Source organism: Clostridium sp. YIM B02555 (genome assembly GCF_022320955.1).
GTDB classification, from domain to species: domain Bacteria; phylum Bacillota; class Clostridia; order Clostridiales; family Clostridiaceae; genus Clostridium; species Clostridium saccharoperbutylacetonicum.
The window spans coordinates 74,267-92,350 of sequence record NZ_JAKJJY010000024.1 but is presented as its reverse complement, the minus strand read 5'-3'; the positions used below and the strand labels follow the sequence as shown (position 1 = coordinate 92,350).

Sequence of the window (18,084 nt, the reverse complement as noted above, 5' to 3'; positions counted from 1 at the left end):
GAAAAGCCGCTTTAAATATAAAATTTATATTTAAAGCGGCTTTCTTATTAATTTATATAAAGATTATTTTTTACCTTGAATATAAGCATTAGTAAAGAAAATATTTCCAAGCATATCTTTTCTTATACCTTTAACATAATCTTTTACTCCATGTGTTCTATTTGAGTACCATAAAGATATAATTGGCATATCAGCCATTAACATATCTTCAGCTTGATGTAACATTTCATATCTCTTAGTTGCATCTGCTTCTTTCTTAGCATTGCTGATTAATGTATCGTATGCTGGATTATTATATCCTGCATTATTTTGTGGTGATGTTGAAACAAATAAGTCTAAGAATGTCATTGGATCTGCATAGTCAGCTCCCCAAGCATCTCTTGCTATTTGATAGTTCTTTGCAGTTCTTGTATCTTGGAATACTTTCCATTCTTGAGTTTGAAGTTCAACATTTACGCCAATTTTCTTCCACATATCTTGGATTGGTTGCATTACATCTGCATTTCCACCTTCTGGGTTGAAAAGTAATGTGATTTGTGGTAAGCCTTTTCCATCTGGATATCCAGCTTCAGCTAATAATTTCTTAGCTTCATCTACATTACCCTTAGGATCAAAGTATTTCTTATTTTCAAAATCTTTTCCATCTGGCCCAATGATTCCTTCTGGAACAAAACTATGAGCTGCAACTTGCTTAGCTTTAAGTACGTTGTCAATGATTGATTGTCTGTCTATAGCCATACTTAATGCTTGCCTAAACTTTGGATTCTTTAATGCTTTAGCTGCTTCAGGATCTACTTGCTTATCTGAAACATTAAAGTCTATATAAGCATTTCCTAATTCTGGGAATACTGTAGCACTCTTATCTGCTATAGCAGCTGCTTTTTCAGATGTTGGTACATCATATACCATGTCAAATTGACCTGATTTATAACTTGCCCATGCTGATGTAGGTTCAGTAACTAATTTCATTGTTACTTTGCTTAACTTAACATCGTCTTTAGCTTCATAATTGTCATTCTTTTCCAATACGATTTGGTCTTTAATCTTATAATCTGTGAATTTGAAAGGTCCATTAGAAACTAAAGTTTTAGCATCTGTTGCCCAATCCTTATTAGCTTCAACAATTTTTTGATCTAATGGCATATATGTTGGAGTAGCTGTTAAGTCTAAGAAATATGCACATGGTGCTGCTAAAGTAACTACTAATGTGCTGTCATCAGTTGCTTTAATACCAACTTGGTCAGCTGTACCTTTTCCTGTGTTATATTCTTGTGCTCCTTTAATATACATCATTTGGAATGAATACTCAGATGCAGTTTCTGGATTTATAACTCTCTTCCATGCATATTCGAAATCACTTGCTTTAACTGGATCTCCATTTGACCACTTAAGATCTTTCTTTAAATGGAAAGTATATGTTAATCCATCTGCAGAAACATCACACTTCTCAGCTTGACCTGGAACTGCTTTGTTCTTGTCATCTAACTTATATAGACCTTCGAACGCATTAACTATTACTATAGATCCATCCACTGATTGGTTTAAACCTGGATCTAAAGTCTTAGGATCAGATCCTAAATTAAACATCAATTCTTGTTTGTCAGTACCAGTTGCTGCTGATTTGTTGTCAGAAGTTTTAGAACCACAACCAGCTAAAACTGAAAGTCCAAGTGTTGCTGCTAAAGCTACTGCACATAATTGCTTTACTCTGCTTTTTTTCATTTAATATTTCCCCCTTAATTAATTATTATTTATTATAATACCTGTCTAAGTAATTATTGCTAAAATTGCTTAACAGTATACTATTAACTATTTTAATTAAATTCATTAAATTTTATTCAACTTATTTCTTGCTTTTTGCTAAATTAATCATATAAATGACATGCTACAAAATGTCCTGGTTTAACCTCTTTTAATTCTGGATCAATTTCTGAACATATTGGTTTTGCATGCTTACATCTACCTTTAAATCTACATCCTGGTGGTGGATCTATAGGTGAAGGAATATCTCCTTCTAAAATAATTCTTTGATTATTTTTAGCCACCTCTGGATCTGGTATTGGTACTGCTGAAAGCAATGCTTGTGTATAAGGATGTAATCCTTCTGAATACACTTTATTACTTTCCCCTTTTTCAACCATTCTTCCAAGGTACATAACTCCTATATGAGTTGATATATGCTTAACCATCGAAAGGTCATGAGCTATAAATAAATATGTCAATCCTAATTCTTCTTGAAGCTCTTCAAGCATATTTATAACTTGTGCTTGAATTGAAACATCAAGAGCTGATATCGGTTCATCACAAACTATAAATGCAGGTTCAACAGCTAAAGCTCTTGCTATACCTATTCTCTGTCTTTGACCTCCTGAGAATTCATGAGGATATCTGTTTATATGGTCACTTGCAAGACCAACTTTTGATAAAAGACTTCTTATTCTTTCTGTTCTTGCTTCGCCAGATAACAATTTATGAACATCAATTGCTTCTCCAATTATATCTCCAACAGTCATTCTAGGATTTAGTGACGCATATGGATCTTGGAAAATCATTTGCATTTCTTTTCTTAAAGGAATCATTTGATCTTTTGAATATTTTGTTATATCTTTCCCATTAAAAATGATTTGACCTGAAGTTGGTTCATAAAGTTTTAATATAGTTCTTCCTGTTGTTGTCTTACCACATCCAGATTCTCCTACAAGTCCTAAAGTTTCTCCTCTTTTTAATGTAAAAGAAACCCTATCAACTGCTTTAACATAACTTTTACCTTTAAATAATCCTTTATTCGCAGGGAAGTACTTGCATAAATCCTTAACTTCTAAAATTATATCGTTATTAGCTTCCACTACTTCATCCTCCTTATAGGTGATTCAACTTTTGGTGCATCTTCATGACACAACCAACATGCTGTATGATGTTTTTCTCCTACTTCAAATAGTGGAGGTTGCTTTTGAAGACATACCTTCATTGCATAATCACATCTAGCTGCGAATGGACACCCAACTGGTGGATTTAATAAATCTGGTGGTTGTCCTTCTATTGGAATAAGCTTTTCTTTAACATCTTCCTTAGGGTTAGGAACACTTCTTAAAAGTCCCCAAGTATAGGGATGCTTTCCTCTGTAGAAAATATCTTCTGTAGTTCCTGTTTCCACAATAATTCCACCATACATTACATTTATTTTTGTACATACATCTGCAACAACTCCTAAATCATGAGTTATTAGTATAATTGCAGTGTCAAGTTTTTGCTTTAAATCTTTCATTAAATCTAGTATTTGTGCCTGTATTGTAACGTCTAAAGCCGTTGTTGGTTCATCTGCTATAATAAGCTTTGGAGCACAAATTAAACTCATAGCTATCATTGCTCTTTGTCTCATACCGCCTGAAAATTCATGAGGATATTGTTTCATTCTCTTTTCTGGACTTGGTATTCCAACTAGACCAAGCATATTAATAGCTTCTTTTCTTGCTTCAGCTTTACTTATTTTTCTATGCTTTAATAGGGGTTCCATTAACTGGTCTCCTATTGTATATACTGGATTTAATGATGTCATAGGATCTTGGAATATCATTCCTATATCATTACCTCTTATAGTTTCCATTTCTGACTCTTTAACATTCGAGATATCTTTACCATTAAAGAAGATTTCTCCTCCTGCAAGTCTTCCATTATCAGCTAATAATCTCATAATTGACATCATTGTAACACTTTTACCACAACCTGATTCTCCAACTATACCTAAGGCTTCCCCCTTTTCTAGGTCAAATGATACACCTCTTACTGCATGTACTTCCCCAGCACTAGTTTTGAAGGAGGTTTCTAAGTTCTTTACTTCTAACAACTTTTCCATTTCTCTATATTCTCCTATCTCTTGTTCTTTGGATCTAATGCTTGGCTTAATCCATCACCAAAAAGATTAAAGCATAATATTATTATACAAATCATAGCTGATGGGAACAACAATTGTAGAGGATATGTATATATAGCTTGTTGCGCATCATTAGCTAATGTTCCAAGTGATGCTCTAGGTGCTGCGATTCCAAGACCAATGAAGCTTAAAAATGCTTCTGTAAATACAGCATCTGGAATAAATAATGTTAATGTAACCATTATTGATCCTATACAGTTTGGAATTAAGTGTCTTACTAATATTCTTGAATTTGATGCACCTAGTGATTTAGCTGCAAGAACAAACTCTTGTTGCTTTAATTGAAGTACATCTCCTCTTACAATTCTTGCCATACCAATCCAAGATGTAATTGAAAGTCCAAGTACTATTGTAAAAAGTCCACTTCCATTAGCTCCTGGCTTATTTAAAACAGCCATGAAGATTACAACATATATAGTCATAGGAATCGAAGATATAACATCAACTATTCTCATTAGTATATTGTCTACTACACCTCCAAAGTAACCGGCAATTCCGCCATATACTACACCAATACATAAATTAATAACTGCAGCTAATACTGCTATAAGTAGTGAATATCTTGCTCCGAAGAAATTTCTAACGAATAAATCCCTTCCTAGATTATCTGTTCCAAACCAATGTTCTGCTGAAGGTTTTAAATAAGTATTAGCTAAGTCATTTGTTGCATAATCGTATTTTGAAAACATAGGCACAAATATAGCTCCTATTACTACCAATACTATAGCTATCAATGAAACAAGTGCCATTTTATCTTTCTTTAATCTATTCCAAGCGTCTTTCCAATATCCAATACTCGGTCTTACTGCTACACTAACTTTTTTTTCTTCCGCACTTAGAGGAGCAAATAATTCCTTATCTATTTTTATTTGATTTTCCATTTCCTTTTCCTCCCCTAAGCTTCCGTGTCTTGTAATTTTATTCTTGGATCAATTATAACGTATAATATATCTACAAAAAAAGTAAAGAATATTAACATTGTACAATAGAATACTGTTACTCCAAGTAACATACTATAGTCTCTGTTTGTAACTGATTGTACAAATTCATTTCCAAGTCCAGGAATTGCAAAAATCTTTTCTGTTACAAATCCACCTGTTAATATACCAGCTACTAATGGTCCTACATATGTAACTATTGGAATCAATGAATTTCTTAATGCATGTTTAAAAATAACAGTAGTTTTACTTAAGCCTTTAGCTTTTGCAGTTCTTATATAATCTGACTTTAAAACATCTATTAATTTACTTCTTGTAAGTCTTGTAATAAATGATAATGATGCTGCTGATAATGCTATACATGGCATTATATCATTTTTCCACTCACCAAACCCTGTTGGTGGTAATAATGCAAATTGAACGCCTAACACATAAATCAAAACTGTTCCTATTACGAAACTAGGTATTGTAATGCAAAGTGTTGCAAAAAATACTACTACCTTATCTGGCCATTTTCCACTTTTAAGTGCTGCAAGTGTTCCTAAAAGTATTCCTCCTACTATAGCAATAACTACTGCTATTGCACCAACTTCTGCAGATGCTGGGAATGATTTTCCTATAGTGTCTGATACTTGTCTACCTTTAAACGTCATCGATTCACCAAAATCTCCATGAACCAAATTTCCCATATACATAAAATATTGTGTTGATAAAGGCTTGTCCAATCCATATTTTGCCTCTATATTTGCTTTAATTTGAGGTGTTAATTTATCCCCGTCAAACGGACCTCCTGGCATAAGTTTCATTAGAAAAAATGTTACTGTTATTACAACCCATATTGTTAACAGACTTATCAAAAATCTTTTTCCAATATATTTTAACATGTAGTCCTCTCCTTCTTTTTCACTGTTGTTTATATTTATATAATAAATTACAAATTTATTTTTAACAAAATTTTACTTTTATTCATCAACTATCCAGGTAGCGCTTTCATATCCATAAAAACCCTAATATATGAATGGAGTCATCAAACAAGAATATCTGTCTGATAACTCCGTTGTTATCGTAAATTTACTAAAATTTAATTTTTTTGCAATAAAATTTAATTTATTACTAATACAATATCAATATAATAATATTTTTATTTATATATGTCAAGATTTTATTTCAATTTGTTAATACAAAATTAACATATAGTAATTCTCACAAAATTTCTTCTTTACTTTTGTTATTTATACTGTTTTAGTATGTTATACATGTGAATTTAATTGTCTTCATCAAAATATAGTACTGATTCAGTTTCCCTGCAATATTTAACACACATGCATTGCGCCAATTTTCTTGGGCATTTGTAACATAAGCAATTCAAGTCTTTCCCATCACATTTCCCACTTTTTAATTCCACGCAATCTCCACAATTTACTCCATTTCCTGCTGGCATAATAAAATCACATCTCCTTAATCCTTCATTTATATATCCTCTACCAAATTGCTACTCTATCCTCTGGTCTAATATACATTCCATCTTTTTCTGTAATTCCATAAGTATCATAAAATTGCTGAAATTGAGGTAGTACAGCATTTACCCTTACCTTATTAGGAGAATGAGAATCTATCAACATAGCATAATCTGAATATTCTTTAGTAGTTAATTGTCTCCAAGTAACAGCATAACTTTGAAAAAATGTTTTATAATTAGGGTTGTCCATTGTCTTTAATATGTCTAACAAACAAGATACCCCTCCTATGTCAGCAATATTCTCCCCTACTGTAAGATTTCCATCCAACATTTGACCCGGTGCAACTTCAATTTGACTATAAAAATCTTTTACTTTCTGAGTTTTTTGCTGAAATTCCTTATAATCATCATCACTCCACCAATTATTAAGATTTCCATCAGCATCATATTGAGCACCAGTATTGTCAAATGCATGACTTATTTCATGACCAAGAATTACACCTATTCCACCTAAATTTGTCTCCTTGCTTCCATTTGGGTCATAGAAATGTCCCTGAATAATTCCTCCTGGAATTATAATCGAATTATCCGTTGGACTATAAAAGGCATTAACTGTTTGAGGTTCAACTCCATCTTTTTTCTTATCTACTGGTTTATTTAATTTGCTAAACATTTCATCTTGTGCAAATCTTCTTAATGCTATTACATTGTCAAAAAGATTACTTCCTTCTTCATAAGATTTTATATTTAACTTTGAATAGTCAACCCAAGTATCCGGATAACCTATTTTTATATTTAATTTATCCAGTTTATCAATTGCATTCTTCTTCGTTGAATTACTCATCCAAGTAAGATTATTTATTCTCTTTTTGTAAACCTCTATAATTTTTTTAGTTATATTCTCAACATCTTCTTTTACATTCTTTGAAACATATCTTTCTGAATAAATCTTTCCAATTGCCATACCCATTAAGGAATTCACTGTATCCACAGCATCATCTTCCTTTGACCCTGCCCCTTTTATTCCTAAGAGGTTATTAGAAAATTCTGTATTAGCATCTTCAAAATCTTTACTTAAATAATTTGATGCATAAATTAAGTTAACTATTTCTAAATAATTTTTTATAAGAGGTAAATTTTCCTGCGTATAGATTTTATTCAATGCCTTTAACCACTTTGGATCTTGTAGTACTATCTTATTTGCATTATCTATTCCAAGTCCCTTCATAATAATTGGCAAATTCAAATTGGGTGCTAAATCCTTTAGTTCATCTAAAGTATATACATTATAAAGAGAATCAATTAAATTTGGAGTTAATGCTTTTTCACGTTTTCCCATAATATAAGGTGCTATCATTTCTTCAAACTTAAACATATTATCAGTTTTTAGCTTCGCTTCATCTTTTGTATATCCACTTAACATTAAAAGCTTATTATAATAATTCACTGTTAGCTTTTTATTTTTTGCTGTACTTTCTGTTGGGTGAGTATATTGATCAGAATCTCCCAAGCTAAGTCCTGTGTGATTAATATATAAAATATTAGTCGTAACATTTTTCACATCTTTTTCCACAGCAAATTGTATTGTTGAATTAATTATGGATCTATCACTCCACAATTTTGTAATATCATCTATTGTCTGAGCAGACTTAATTTTATCCAAATTTTCTTTAACAGGTTTTAATCCTTGATTATTTCTTTCTTGTACATTAAGAACATTATTATATAAATTTATTATTTTTCTTTCATCAGTATTAGCTGCATATTTTTCTTTTTCTGATACTAAGCTTTTAATTATGCTTTTTACTTGCCCCTTCACTGTTTTCTCTACATCATCAAAAGTTGATGTAGTTGATTTTCCTTCTTCAATTTTTACTGTACTTAGCCAATCATTATTTATAGCATCATAAAAATCATCTTTCAGTCTTACCCCTTTATTATCCGAAGCTTGATTTTTAGAACTTATATCCTCTGCTCTAACCACAGTATATGATTCTGGTGACATCATTAACATGAAGAATGCCAAACTCAATATAGCACTTAGCCTTCTAATTTTTTTCATCTTTAAACCTCTCTTCTAGCATGGATTTTTAATATAAACATTATGTATAATTAATAATTTGGCTCGTCCAAATAAATATATCCATATAAATAACTTGTATCATAAATTTCTCTATAATTAAATGCCACTCCATGCCAAGTTGACTCAGATATGTAAATTTTTCCATTCTCTATTTTTTCAATAACAGCTACATGTCCACTTCCATCTGATCCCGGCAAGCTTGATTTCCATACTGCAATAGCCCCTACTTTAGGTTCTGAACCATATTGATACTTCCCACTCTTTTTGTTTGCTGCCCACCATTCATAAGCATTTCCTATAAAACCTGCATCATCTGGCTTATTCCCAGTAATCTCCCAAGCACGTCCCCATGCATACCAAGTACAATTCCCTTTAATTACCTTGCCTCCACTAGAGAATGGAGGAGACAATTTCACCTTATAAAATAAATTTTCGTCTGAATAATAATATTTATTATCTAAGCTTGGCTTTGTATTTCTTATATCTCCCAACTTAACTGGTTCCAAATCCTTTTTAGGTTTTTTAGTCTTTTCATCTATTAATGATGAATCTGTATTTGTTGTATTTTCTACATCACTTGCTTGTTGATTTGTAATTAGTGGTGTTGCTATGACATTTTCTGATTTCTTTACATTAATCCATTTTGAGCTTACCCATCCTGTCTTCCCACTTAAAATTATAGGATAGAATCCATTTTTCTCATCATCAACTATCTTAACTTCAGCTCCTTTTGCAACAGTCCCTATTATGTCTGACGATAATGTCGCATCAGCTCTAACATTTAAAACGTCACTATTAGTTGATACATAACCTGTTTTTGAAGTTTCAAGATCTTTTGCATTAGCTGTACTTCCAGAAGTAGTCTTTTCTTGATTATTTGAAGTGCTGCTTAACAGTGCTCCATCATCTGAAAAAGTGTAAGTCTTCTCATCTATTTTAATAGTTCCAGTCTGCATTTCACCATTTAAATTTGTAAAATATTGAACACCATTATCATTAATCCATCCAATCTCCATTTGCCCGTCTTCATTAAAATGATACCATTTCCCATTGATAGATTTCCAACCAGTAGTAATTTCTCCACTATCAGATAGGTTGTACCAAATCCCCTTATCCTTTACCCAACCTGTTTTCATTAAGCCATCTTCATTAAAATAGTACCATTTACTATCAATTTTCTTCCATCCAAATGCTTTTTCCCCATCTTCAATCCAATTCCAACCACCATTTGAATCTTCACTCCATTTAGCTGAAGCCGATATACTATACATATTCGTAAATATTAACGTTGCCATTACGCTAACAACTATCTTCTTAAGAAATTCCCTTTTCACCTATCGTGTCCCCTTTATCAATATTTTTTTATCTCATTAACTCCAAGCAAATTACTCTTCTTATTTTAAATATTAACTTAAAACTTAATAATTAACAATGAAAATTCAACATAAAAAATCAAACGCCCGTCCATTAATTATAAAATTTATCATTTCATAACTAACTAGATTGGCGTGTTGATTTACTACTATTAAATTTTGTAACACTTCAAATTCCTCGAAACAAAAAATCTTAATAACTACAAAAACAATCCTATTATAATTAAAACAATAACACCAGGAATCCCAAAAAATCCTGCAATAAGAGCTGTAATTGGATTTATTGCTAATGAGAAATTAGTATTAATTCCAATCAAGCCAAGATGCGCTATGATAAAATTTGCTACGTATAATGTTATAACTCCTATTATCCCATTTATAATTATTTTTATTGGCCATTTTAATAATTTTAGTACTAAATATAGTACTGCTATTCCGACCAATCCATAAACCAAATATTGTAATTCCATTTTTAGCTCTCCCTATTTCAGTTATTCTGCAATCCGTACATTTTTCTCTGCTATATAACTACCATCTACACTTATGCCATTTTCTCTTGCTATTGATAATAAGTAATCATATCTTTTCCTTGCAACATTCTCCGAATATATTGCTACCTCTATTAATTTGTCATCGTTAACATTATTAAACATACTGCGAGCAGCATTTATCTCCAACTTTGCAACTTCCATATCTTCTAACAATCTTGCATACATATCAGTGTTATCAGTCTTGCTAATCAGGTATTCTACAATATTATTTTTATTCATGTAAACCCCTCCAAAAACTTCTTACTACCATTTTATCCATTAAGAGGCAAAAATATACATATTGTAATCTGATATTTTTTTGTAAGTCTGTAACACCTTTATATATTCTTTATATAAGAAGCTTTTCACTCATGCTTTAAAAAAACTTCTAACTCCCATATAACTAGCACTTTTTTCTAGGAACCTAATTATTTTAAGGTTCCATTTTTTATATTTCTTTTCTACCCTCTAATGCTTTGGATAATGTAACTTCATCTGCATAATCTAAATCTCCACCTACAGGTATTCCTGCTGCAATTCTAGTTACTTTAATATCAAGTGGCTTAAGTACCTTCGAAATATACATAGCAGTTGCTTCACCCTCTATATTAGGATTTGTTGCAAGTATTACTTCCTTTACATTTTCATTCATTCTAGCAACAAGTTCTCTAATCCTTATATCTTGAGGACCTCTTCCCTGCATTGGTGATATATTACCATGCAATACATGATATACACCATTATATTCTTTAACTTTTTCCATTGTCATTATATCCTTCGGCTGCTCAACAACACATATTGTTCCCTTATCTCTACTTGGGTTCCCACATAATGGGCAAGGATCTTTGTCTGTAAAATTTCCACATATTGAACAATATTTAATCGTTCCTCTTGCTTGAACTAAGGCGTTTGCAAATTCCTTTACTTCATCATCTGGAAGATTTAAAATATGTAAAGTAAGTCTTTGGGCAGTCTTTTGACCTATACTTGGCAATTTCGCAAACTCTTCAATTAATTTTTCTATGGCTACTGGATAAAATTCCATCATAATTTAATTTTCTCCTTATCCTTAAATATATGTATACTTAATTATCAATGTTCAATGCTCAATTATCAATAAATGTTTATTTCCTTGAAAATCTTTAATTTTTTAATAATTCTCATTACAACATGTATATCAATTATTATAAACTAAATCTTCTTTTATTTAATTAATTTTTCTTAATTTAATTCCATATAAAAAAATCGCAGGCGACTGTGGAGCCGGAGATTTTTAATATTAAGTTCCGTATTGTGCTTCGCAATCTTTTTATAGGTGCGCATCTGCCTTTTCGAACGCATGTGAGAAAAATGTGCACCTTAGAAAGAGCAGCTATGCTGCATATAAGAACATTCCCTTAGAAAGAGCAGCTATGCTGCATATGAGAACATTTTATGCAGGCGAATAAGATTTATTTTTTATTCTTTTTGACACACAAAACCTTCTTAATTGGCCTTTTCAATAAGTTATCCACAGATTTAACTTTATTATAAATTCCTAAAGAATAAAAAAAGCATACAGCTTGAAGGATAATCCAGCAATCTGTATGCTAAGTAATTTCTTAAAATAATCCTGGCATTCCGCCTGTTAGCTTACCCATTTTGTTTGCAGTTTCATCTTCTGCTTTCTTTATTGCTTCATTAACAGCACTCAATACTAAGTCTTCAAGCATTTCCACATCATCTGGGTCTACAACTTCTGGCTTTATATTAATTGCTGTTACTTCTTTTTTACCATTTATTTTTACTACTACAGCACCACCACCAACTGATGCTTCAAATTCTTTTAACTCGATGTCTTTTTGCATATCTTCCATTTGCTTTTGAAGCTTTTGTGCTTGCTTCATAAGGTTATTCATATTACCTCCACCAAAGCCTCCTGGAAATCCACCTTTTGCCATAAAAAAATCCTCCTCTTTACTTGAATTACATTTATTAATTATAAAACATCTTTTTGAAATGTACAATGATACAATTCATCATTCTTCATATACTTCAAAAGGTATTCCATCTATTTTTTCTTTTAATATCTGTTCATTGTCTACATAATCTTTGTCTGCTTTTACTACATAATCTACTATTACTTTTTCTTTAAATGTTTCCGAGAAAACTGAATTTACAATTTCTCTATACTCTAACTTTTGCAATCGTTCCTTATTAAATGCATATGTTGCATCATATTCTAATGTTACAACCCCGCCTTTAACATTATATGGTCTAGCCGTAACAATAGATGCATAAACAATCATTGCACGCTTTGCTTTAAATTTTTCTAATATCTCTGTCCATGCTCTACCAACATCATCAACTGTTATTTTTGAATTCGGATTTACTTCTGGTTTTTTTTCAACAACAGTATTAGTTTTAACTGTATTTTGATTATTTATAGCACCAATATTAGTATTTGCATAATTTGAATCTTCATTAATTTTTTGACTTTGAACTATTTGTATTTTTCCACCCTTTATTGATTCTTCAAGTTGATTTATTCGTGATAAAATAATTTCATTTGAAGTATCATATTCTATTTTACACATCTTTATTATTGCAAGTTCTAAATATAACCTGCTTTGTTTACTTGCTTTTGAATTTATTTCTGCATCCTGAAGTATTCTAATGTCCCTCATTACCTCTTCAACTCTAATTTTCTTGCCTTGTTCTTTAACCAGATAAATATTCTCAAGAGACATATCTAAAACTTCTTCTGGATTATTTGTGACTTTTACCATAAGCAAATTTCTAAAGTGTGCTATTAAGTCTTTAATAAACAATTGCATATCCTTACCCGAATAAACAAGTTTATCAACTATTACCATGGATTTTTCAATACTTCTATCAATAATTGCATAAGTGATATCAAATAAGTATTCATTAGTAACTAACCCTAATATACTTATTAAATCTTCATAATTAATTTGTTTTTCTCCCATTGCAATTGCTTGATCTAGTATACTCAATGCATCTCTCATTGCTCCATCACAAACTCTTGAAATCAAATCCAAACTTTTTTGTTCATAAGCTACATTTTGTGCTTCAGTAATTTTCTTAAGTAAATTAGAAATTTCCTTTTGATTAATTCTTTTGAAATCAAATCTTTGGCATCTCGACAAAATTGTTATAGGAAGTTTTTGTGGATCCGTCGTTGCTAATATAAATATTACATTCTTAGGTGGTTCCTCTAACGTCTTTAAAAATGCATTAACAGCTCCAACTGATAGCATATGAACCTCATCTAATATATATATCTTATATCTAGCTTCTTGGGGTGGATACTTTGTATCATCAATAATATCTCTTATTTTATCGATACCATTATTAGATGCTGCATCAAGCTCTATTACATCAATTGCTAAGCCATCATTTATCTTTTTGCACATTTCACATTCATTACATGGTTCTCCATCATGTAAATCCAAACAATTTAATGCTTTTGCCATAACTTTTGCAGTTGATGTTTTACCTGTTCCCCTTGTTCCACAGAAAAGATATGCATGAGCAATTCTATCATTCAAAATTTCGTTTTTTAGTGTGGTCGTTATATGTTCTTGACCAATAACGTCTTCAAATTTTTTCGGTCTACATTCTCTATATAGTGCTGTATAACCCACAGGCTATCACCTCATTATTTCTTAAATATAAAACCATTATACACTACTAAACAAATAATTTGTATAATAGGCCTTTTAAAATTATAATATTCTTTAGACTTTGCTAAAGTATTATTATATACTAAAATAGTTAATATTAATAAGAAAAATATCTGGATAATTTAGGAGGAATACATAAAATGAGTTTATATGATGACAAATATTTATCCATTGCTAATGATATATTAGAAAATGGATATTTTGATAACAATAGGACTGGTGTACAAACTTATAAATTACCACACCAAATAATGCAATTTAATTTAGAAAAAGAATTTCCTATATTAACAACAAAATTTGTAGCTTTCAAAACTGCTGTTAAAGAGCTTTTATGGATATTTAAAGATCAATCAAACGATGTAAAGGCGCTTCAATCTCAAAACGTTAAAATCTGGGATGAGTGGATGATGGAGGATGGAACAATTGGAACATCTTATGGCTGGGTAGTTAAAAAGTTTAACCAAATAGATAAATTAATAGATGCTTTAAAAAATAATCCCCAAGACAGAAGGATGATGCTTAATTTATGGCAAATTCCTTACTTGGATGGTGGCGCTTTATATCCATGCTGCTTCCTTACAATGTGGGATGTAACAGACGGAAGACTTAACTGTATGCTTGTTCAAAGAAGTGGAGACTGGGGACTTGGTGTTCCATTTAATACTTCTCAATATGCTGTTTTGGTTCATTTGTTAGCCCAAGTTACGGGTCTTAAACCAGGTTTATTCACTCATGTAATAAATAATGCTCATATATATGAAAACCAAGTTGAAGGCTTAAAACTTCAAATAACTCGAAAAAATGAAGCTTATGATTCTCCAAAACTTTGGATTAATCCTGAAATTAAAGATTTCTATGATTTTACACCAGATGATATAAAACTTGAAGATTACAAACATCATGAAACAATAAAAATGCAGGTATCAGTTTAATAACTATAAAACACAGTTCTTAATTTTAATTTGATTATCTATATTTGGGACTGTGTACAATCAATTTCTATATTTAAAGGGGGAATATTAAATGCTATCAATAAGCGTTGCTGTCGCAAATAATAATGTCATTGGAATAGATAATAAAATGCCTTGGCACATTTCAGAAGACTTAAAAAGATTCAAGAAAATTACCTCTGAGAAAAAAATGATAATGGGAAGAAAAGCTTTCGAATCATTACCAGGTATTCTACCAAATAGGGAACATATAATTGTAACTAGAAATAAAAATTATAAAGTTGATTCTGATAAAGTTACAATAGCACATGATTTAGATTCGCTAATTAAGGAATATTCAAAATGTGATGATGAAATCTTTGTAATAGGAGGGGCAGAAATTTACGAGCACTTCCTTCCATATGTTGATAAAATATACTTAACTACAATAGATGAAGATTTCAAAGGGGATACTTTCTTCCCTGAAGTTAATTATGATGAATTCAAGGTAGAATATAAATCAGAAAAATTTACAGATGAAAAGAATGGATTGCATTATACATTTATAGACTATAAAAGAATTTAGCAATAAAAATAAGCCAAAAACTTAAAACTCCTAACTCTTAACTCATAACTGAATAAACGGGGGATCTATATGAAATTTATAACTTTTAAACATAACAATAAAGAACAAGTCGGTATATTATCCAAGGATAACCAAAATATTTATCCAATAAATGCTCTTGGTGTAAACTATACCTCTATGAATTCTTTAATTGAAAATATAACAAATGAAGAAATAGCTGAATTAAAAACCAAAATAGAGCGAAATACTCCTGATATTCTTTCTATTAATGATGTTTCTAAGCTCGCTCCTATACCTAATCCAAAACAAGATATTATCTGCTTAGGTATAAATTATATGGCGCATGCAGAAGAATCTGCAAGGTATAAAAAAGAAGCTTTTGATAAAAATAGAGACTATGCAGTTTATTTTTCCAAAAGAGTAACTGAAGCTATTGGGGATGGCTCTTATATTCCTAGCTATCCTGAACTTGTAGATAGCTTAGATTATGAAGTTGAATTAGCAGTAATAATAGGTAAAGATGCCAAAAATATATCTAAAAAAGAGGCTTTTGACTATGTTTTTGGTTATACAATAATGAACGATGTAAGTGCTAGGAATTTGCAAACAAGACATAAGCAGTGGTACTTTGGAAAGAGTCTTGATGGGTTTACTCCAATGGGGCCTTGTATTGTCACTAAAGATGAATTTGCAACACCACCAGTACTAAAAATATGTTCAAAGGTTAATGGCGAATTAAGACAAAATAGTTCAACAGACCTTATGATTACTTCTATTGAAGCTGCGATCCACGAATTATCTCAATGTATGACTTTAAAGGCAGGTACTATTATTGCAATGGGAACACCTGCTGGAGTTGGCATGGGCTTTCAACCCCCACGTTTCTTAAAAGCTGGTGACATAGTTGAATGTGAAATTGAAGGAATTGGACATATAAAAAATATTGTAAAATAAAAAATATCCCAATATGATGTAAATAATATTTATATCATATTGGGATATTTTTTATTACTGTTATTATATATATCAGAAAAGAAAATGAGGGTGTTTCATATGACTGAAACGCCCTCACTTTCTTATCCTATTGTGTCCTATGTTAATCCTATTGAAGAATAACCTAATTAAAATTCCAAGTTAAATATGTAAGTAAACCATGCACCTCGCTTTGTTATTAGTTCTCCATACGTTACTAATGCAGTTAGCTCAGACCAGATTGATCCACGGCACATGAAAGGGACCACTTATCGCTGCTTCCTTCCAGACCTGACGAGGTTCGCGGGCTTCCATTGCGTGGGACCCAGTCCTCAACACCACTTACAAAAGTCAGACTATAGATTGCTAATACCTAAGCGAGGAATTCAATCCCGCTATAGCGGATTGCAGGTTACAGGGCACCGCTAACTCCCCATCTAGCATGGCAATGGTGGAATGCCGAGGGCTTGAACCTCAAAATCTTCTTATACTTAAGAAAATTTTCGTCCCCTTTGGACGCCAAACCATATTAATCATTACCTTAATCAAAACATTACACCTACCATTTGTACTAAACATTCTTATTCTCTTAATACAAACTAAATATATAATATTTTTGATACTTGTTAATAATAACATATAAAATTCTTAAATTCAAGGATATTATATAGATAAAATTTATTAATTCCCTACCAAAGCTTACATAATTTTTATTAGATATATTTATTTTCTTAAATTAAGCTGAAATAATTCTTTAAGGCTTGTTTAAGTTTATATCTTATTTTTAAAATTTAAAATAATCTATATTACTCTTCAACAAGAATAATATGCTCCCTTTCAACAATTGTTAAGGCTTCAAAAATAGCCACTAAATTATTATCATTAACTTCATTTTTATATTTTTCATAATAACTTATAGCATGTTCTTCCTTTTGCTTTGCTAACTTTAAAAGAGCACCATCACTGTTATATTTATCATAACTAACTTTATTTAAATCAGGAGCTTTAGTAAATCCCCCCAACCTTTGATGCACTTTAGAATGGAACGTTTCTATTACTGACAACGCTTCAAACATTTTTTTAATTTCATTATCCTTTGCTTTACTTGCTGCTGTTCTATAAAAGTCACCATTGAAAAGTTCAAGTTTAACAGCATGGTCTAAAATCTGTAAGGTTTTTTCATCAAGCAAATTAGTTTTCACTTCAATTATTTCACTGTTTTCGCTTAAATACTCCTTGTTCACGCCACAAAATGGACAGTATATAATATTGTCTATAGAATTTTTATTAGCAAAAGCGCCTTCATTAAAATTATAGTTTTTTTCATTTATGTCCATACCACATATTGTACATTTCATTAAATCATTACTCCCCATATCATCTTTTATCATTAAAATATTAAGAACCACAAAAACAATCACCCATAAAAATTAACACCGTGCTTATTATACCACATTCTATGCACAAATTCTTGGTTGCAGAAAAGTTCCGTATTGTGGCATAGCTACTCTTTTCATAGGTGTAAATTCTTAAATTCTTAAATTCTTAAATTCTTAAATTCTTAAATTCTTAAATTCTTAAATTCTTAAATTCTTAA

General features: G+C 31.0%; 17 protein-coding genes and 1 other RNA gene. 3 read left to right on the top strand and 15 right to left on the bottom strand.

What is annotated here, in order from left to right; translation table 11 throughout:
• Positions 1–63 precede the first annotated feature (63 nt).
• The 13 genes from L3B98_RS24200 to dnaX all read right to left on the bottom strand — a co-directional run bounded on the left by L3B98_RS24200 (position 64) and on the right by dnaX (position 13,961).
• Positions 64–1,722 (bottom strand): peptide ABC transporter substrate-binding protein, encoded by a 1,659-nt coding sequence (locus L3B98_RS24200; RefSeq protein ID WP_238918542.1) that lies wholly within the window; start codon positions 1,720–1,722, stop codon positions 64–66.
• Positions 1,723–1,865: 143 nt separating this feature from the next.
• Positions 1,866–2,846: a dipeptide ABC transporter ATP-binding protein gene (locus L3B98_RS24195; protein WP_238918541.1), complete on the bottom strand. Its 981-nt coding sequence runs from the start codon at positions 2,844–2,846 to the stop codon at positions 1,866–1,868.
• Positions 2,846–3,853: an ABC transporter ATP-binding protein gene (locus L3B98_RS24190; protein ID WP_015395648.1), complete on the bottom strand. Its 1,008-nt coding sequence runs from the start codon at positions 3,851–3,853 to the stop codon at positions 2,846–2,848. Before L3B98_RS24190 ends, L3B98_RS24195 begins: the two co-directional genes overlap by 1 nt.
• Before the next feature lie 14 nt (positions 3,854–3,867).
• On the bottom strand, positions 3,868–4,812 hold the full coding sequence (locus tag L3B98_RS24185; protein ID WP_015395649.1) for an ABC transporter permease: 945 nt from the start codon (positions 4,810–4,812) through the stop codon (positions 3,868–3,870).
• Between the two features lie 14 nt (positions 4,813–4,826).
• Positions 4,827–5,753 carry an ABC transporter permease gene (locus L3B98_RS24180; RefSeq protein ID WP_015395650.1) on the bottom strand — a complete coding sequence of 309 codons (927 nt, stop codon included), beginning with the start codon at positions 5,751–5,753 and terminating at the stop codon, positions 4,827–4,829.
• Between the two features lie 380 nt (positions 5,754–6,133).
• On the bottom strand, positions 6,134–6,310 hold the full coding sequence (locus L3B98_RS24175) for a hypothetical protein (protein WP_173696456.1): 177 nt from the start codon (positions 6,308–6,310) through the stop codon (positions 6,134–6,136).
• Positions 6,311–6,350: 40 nt separating this feature from the next.
• Positions 6,351–8,390 carry a M13 family metallopeptidase gene (locus tag L3B98_RS24170; protein WP_238918540.1) on the bottom strand — a complete coding sequence of 680 codons (2,040 nt, stop codon included), beginning with the start codon at positions 8,388–8,390 and terminating at the stop codon, positions 6,351–6,353.
• 50 nt (positions 8,391–8,440) lie between these two features.
• Positions 8,441–9,745: a CHAP domain-containing protein gene (locus L3B98_RS24165; protein WP_238918539.1), complete on the bottom strand. Its 1,305-nt coding sequence runs from the start codon at positions 9,743–9,745 to the stop codon at positions 8,441–8,443.
• A 239-nt stretch (positions 9,746–9,984) separates the two neighbouring features.
• Positions 9,985–10,254 (bottom strand): pro-sigmaK processing inhibitor BofA family protein, encoded by a 270-nt coding sequence (locus L3B98_RS24160; RefSeq protein ID WP_015395654.1) that lies wholly within the window; start codon positions 10,252–10,254, stop codon positions 9,985–9,987.
• A gap of 21 nt (positions 10,255–10,275) precedes the next feature.
• Complete coding sequence (locus tag L3B98_RS24155) at positions 10,276–10,554, bottom strand: YaaL family protein (protein WP_015395655.1); 279 nt, start codon at positions 10,552–10,554, stop codon at positions 10,276–10,278.
• 208 nt (positions 10,555–10,762) lie between these two features.
• Positions 10,763–11,359 carry a recombination mediator RecR gene (gene recR, locus L3B98_RS24150; protein WP_026106470.1) on the bottom strand — a complete coding sequence of 199 codons (597 nt, stop codon included), beginning with the start codon at positions 11,357–11,359 and terminating at the stop codon, positions 10,763–10,765.
• 556 nt (positions 11,360–11,915) lie between these two features.
• Positions 11,916–12,254, bottom strand: a complete 339-nt coding sequence (locus tag L3B98_RS24145) for a YbaB/EbfC family nucleoid-associated protein (protein WP_238918538.1) — start codon at positions 12,252–12,254, stop codon at positions 11,916–11,918.
• A gap of 78 nt (positions 12,255–12,332) precedes the next feature.
• Positions 12,333–13,961 (bottom strand): DNA polymerase III subunit gamma/tau, encoded by a 1,629-nt coding sequence (dnaX, locus tag L3B98_RS24140; RefSeq protein ID WP_238918537.1) that lies wholly within the window; start codon positions 13,959–13,961, stop codon positions 12,333–12,335.
• Between the two features lie 179 nt (positions 13,962–14,140).
• Between dnaX and L3B98_RS24135 the strand changes: the two genes are divergently transcribed.
• The 3 genes from L3B98_RS24135 (at position 14,141) to L3B98_RS24125 (ending at position 16,469) form a co-directional block, all read left to right on the top strand.
• Positions 14,141–14,932 carry a thymidylate synthase gene (locus tag L3B98_RS24135; protein WP_238918536.1) on the top strand — a complete coding sequence of 264 codons (792 nt, stop codon included), beginning with the start codon at positions 14,141–14,143 and terminating at the stop codon, positions 14,930–14,932.
• A 91-nt stretch (positions 14,933–15,023) separates the two neighbouring features.
• The gene (locus L3B98_RS24130) at positions 15,024–15,515 is read left to right on the top strand and encodes a dihydrofolate reductase (protein ID WP_238918535.1); all 492 of its coding nucleotides are present in this window, start codon (positions 15,024–15,026) and stop codon (positions 15,513–15,515) included.
• 69 nt (positions 15,516–15,584) lie between these two features.
• Positions 15,585–16,469: a fumarylacetoacetate hydrolase family protein gene (locus L3B98_RS24125; protein ID WP_238918534.1), complete on the top strand. Its 885-nt coding sequence runs from the start codon at positions 15,585–15,587 to the stop codon at positions 16,467–16,469.
• A 197-nt stretch (positions 16,470–16,666) separates the two neighbouring features.
• On the opposite strand, the gene ffs is transcribed toward L3B98_RS24125, so the two are convergent.
• Both ffs and L3B98_RS24115 read right to left on the bottom strand, forming a co-directional pair.
• Positions 16,667–16,933, bottom strand: an RNA gene (gene ffs, locus L3B98_RS24120) — signal recognition particle sRNA large type.
• A 360-nt stretch (positions 16,934–17,293) separates the two neighbouring features.
• Complete coding sequence (locus tag L3B98_RS24115) at positions 17,294–17,845, bottom strand: ferritin family protein (RefSeq protein ID WP_238918551.1); 552 nt, start codon at positions 17,843–17,845, stop codon at positions 17,294–17,296.
• Between the last annotated feature and the right edge of the window lie 239 nt (positions 17,846–18,084).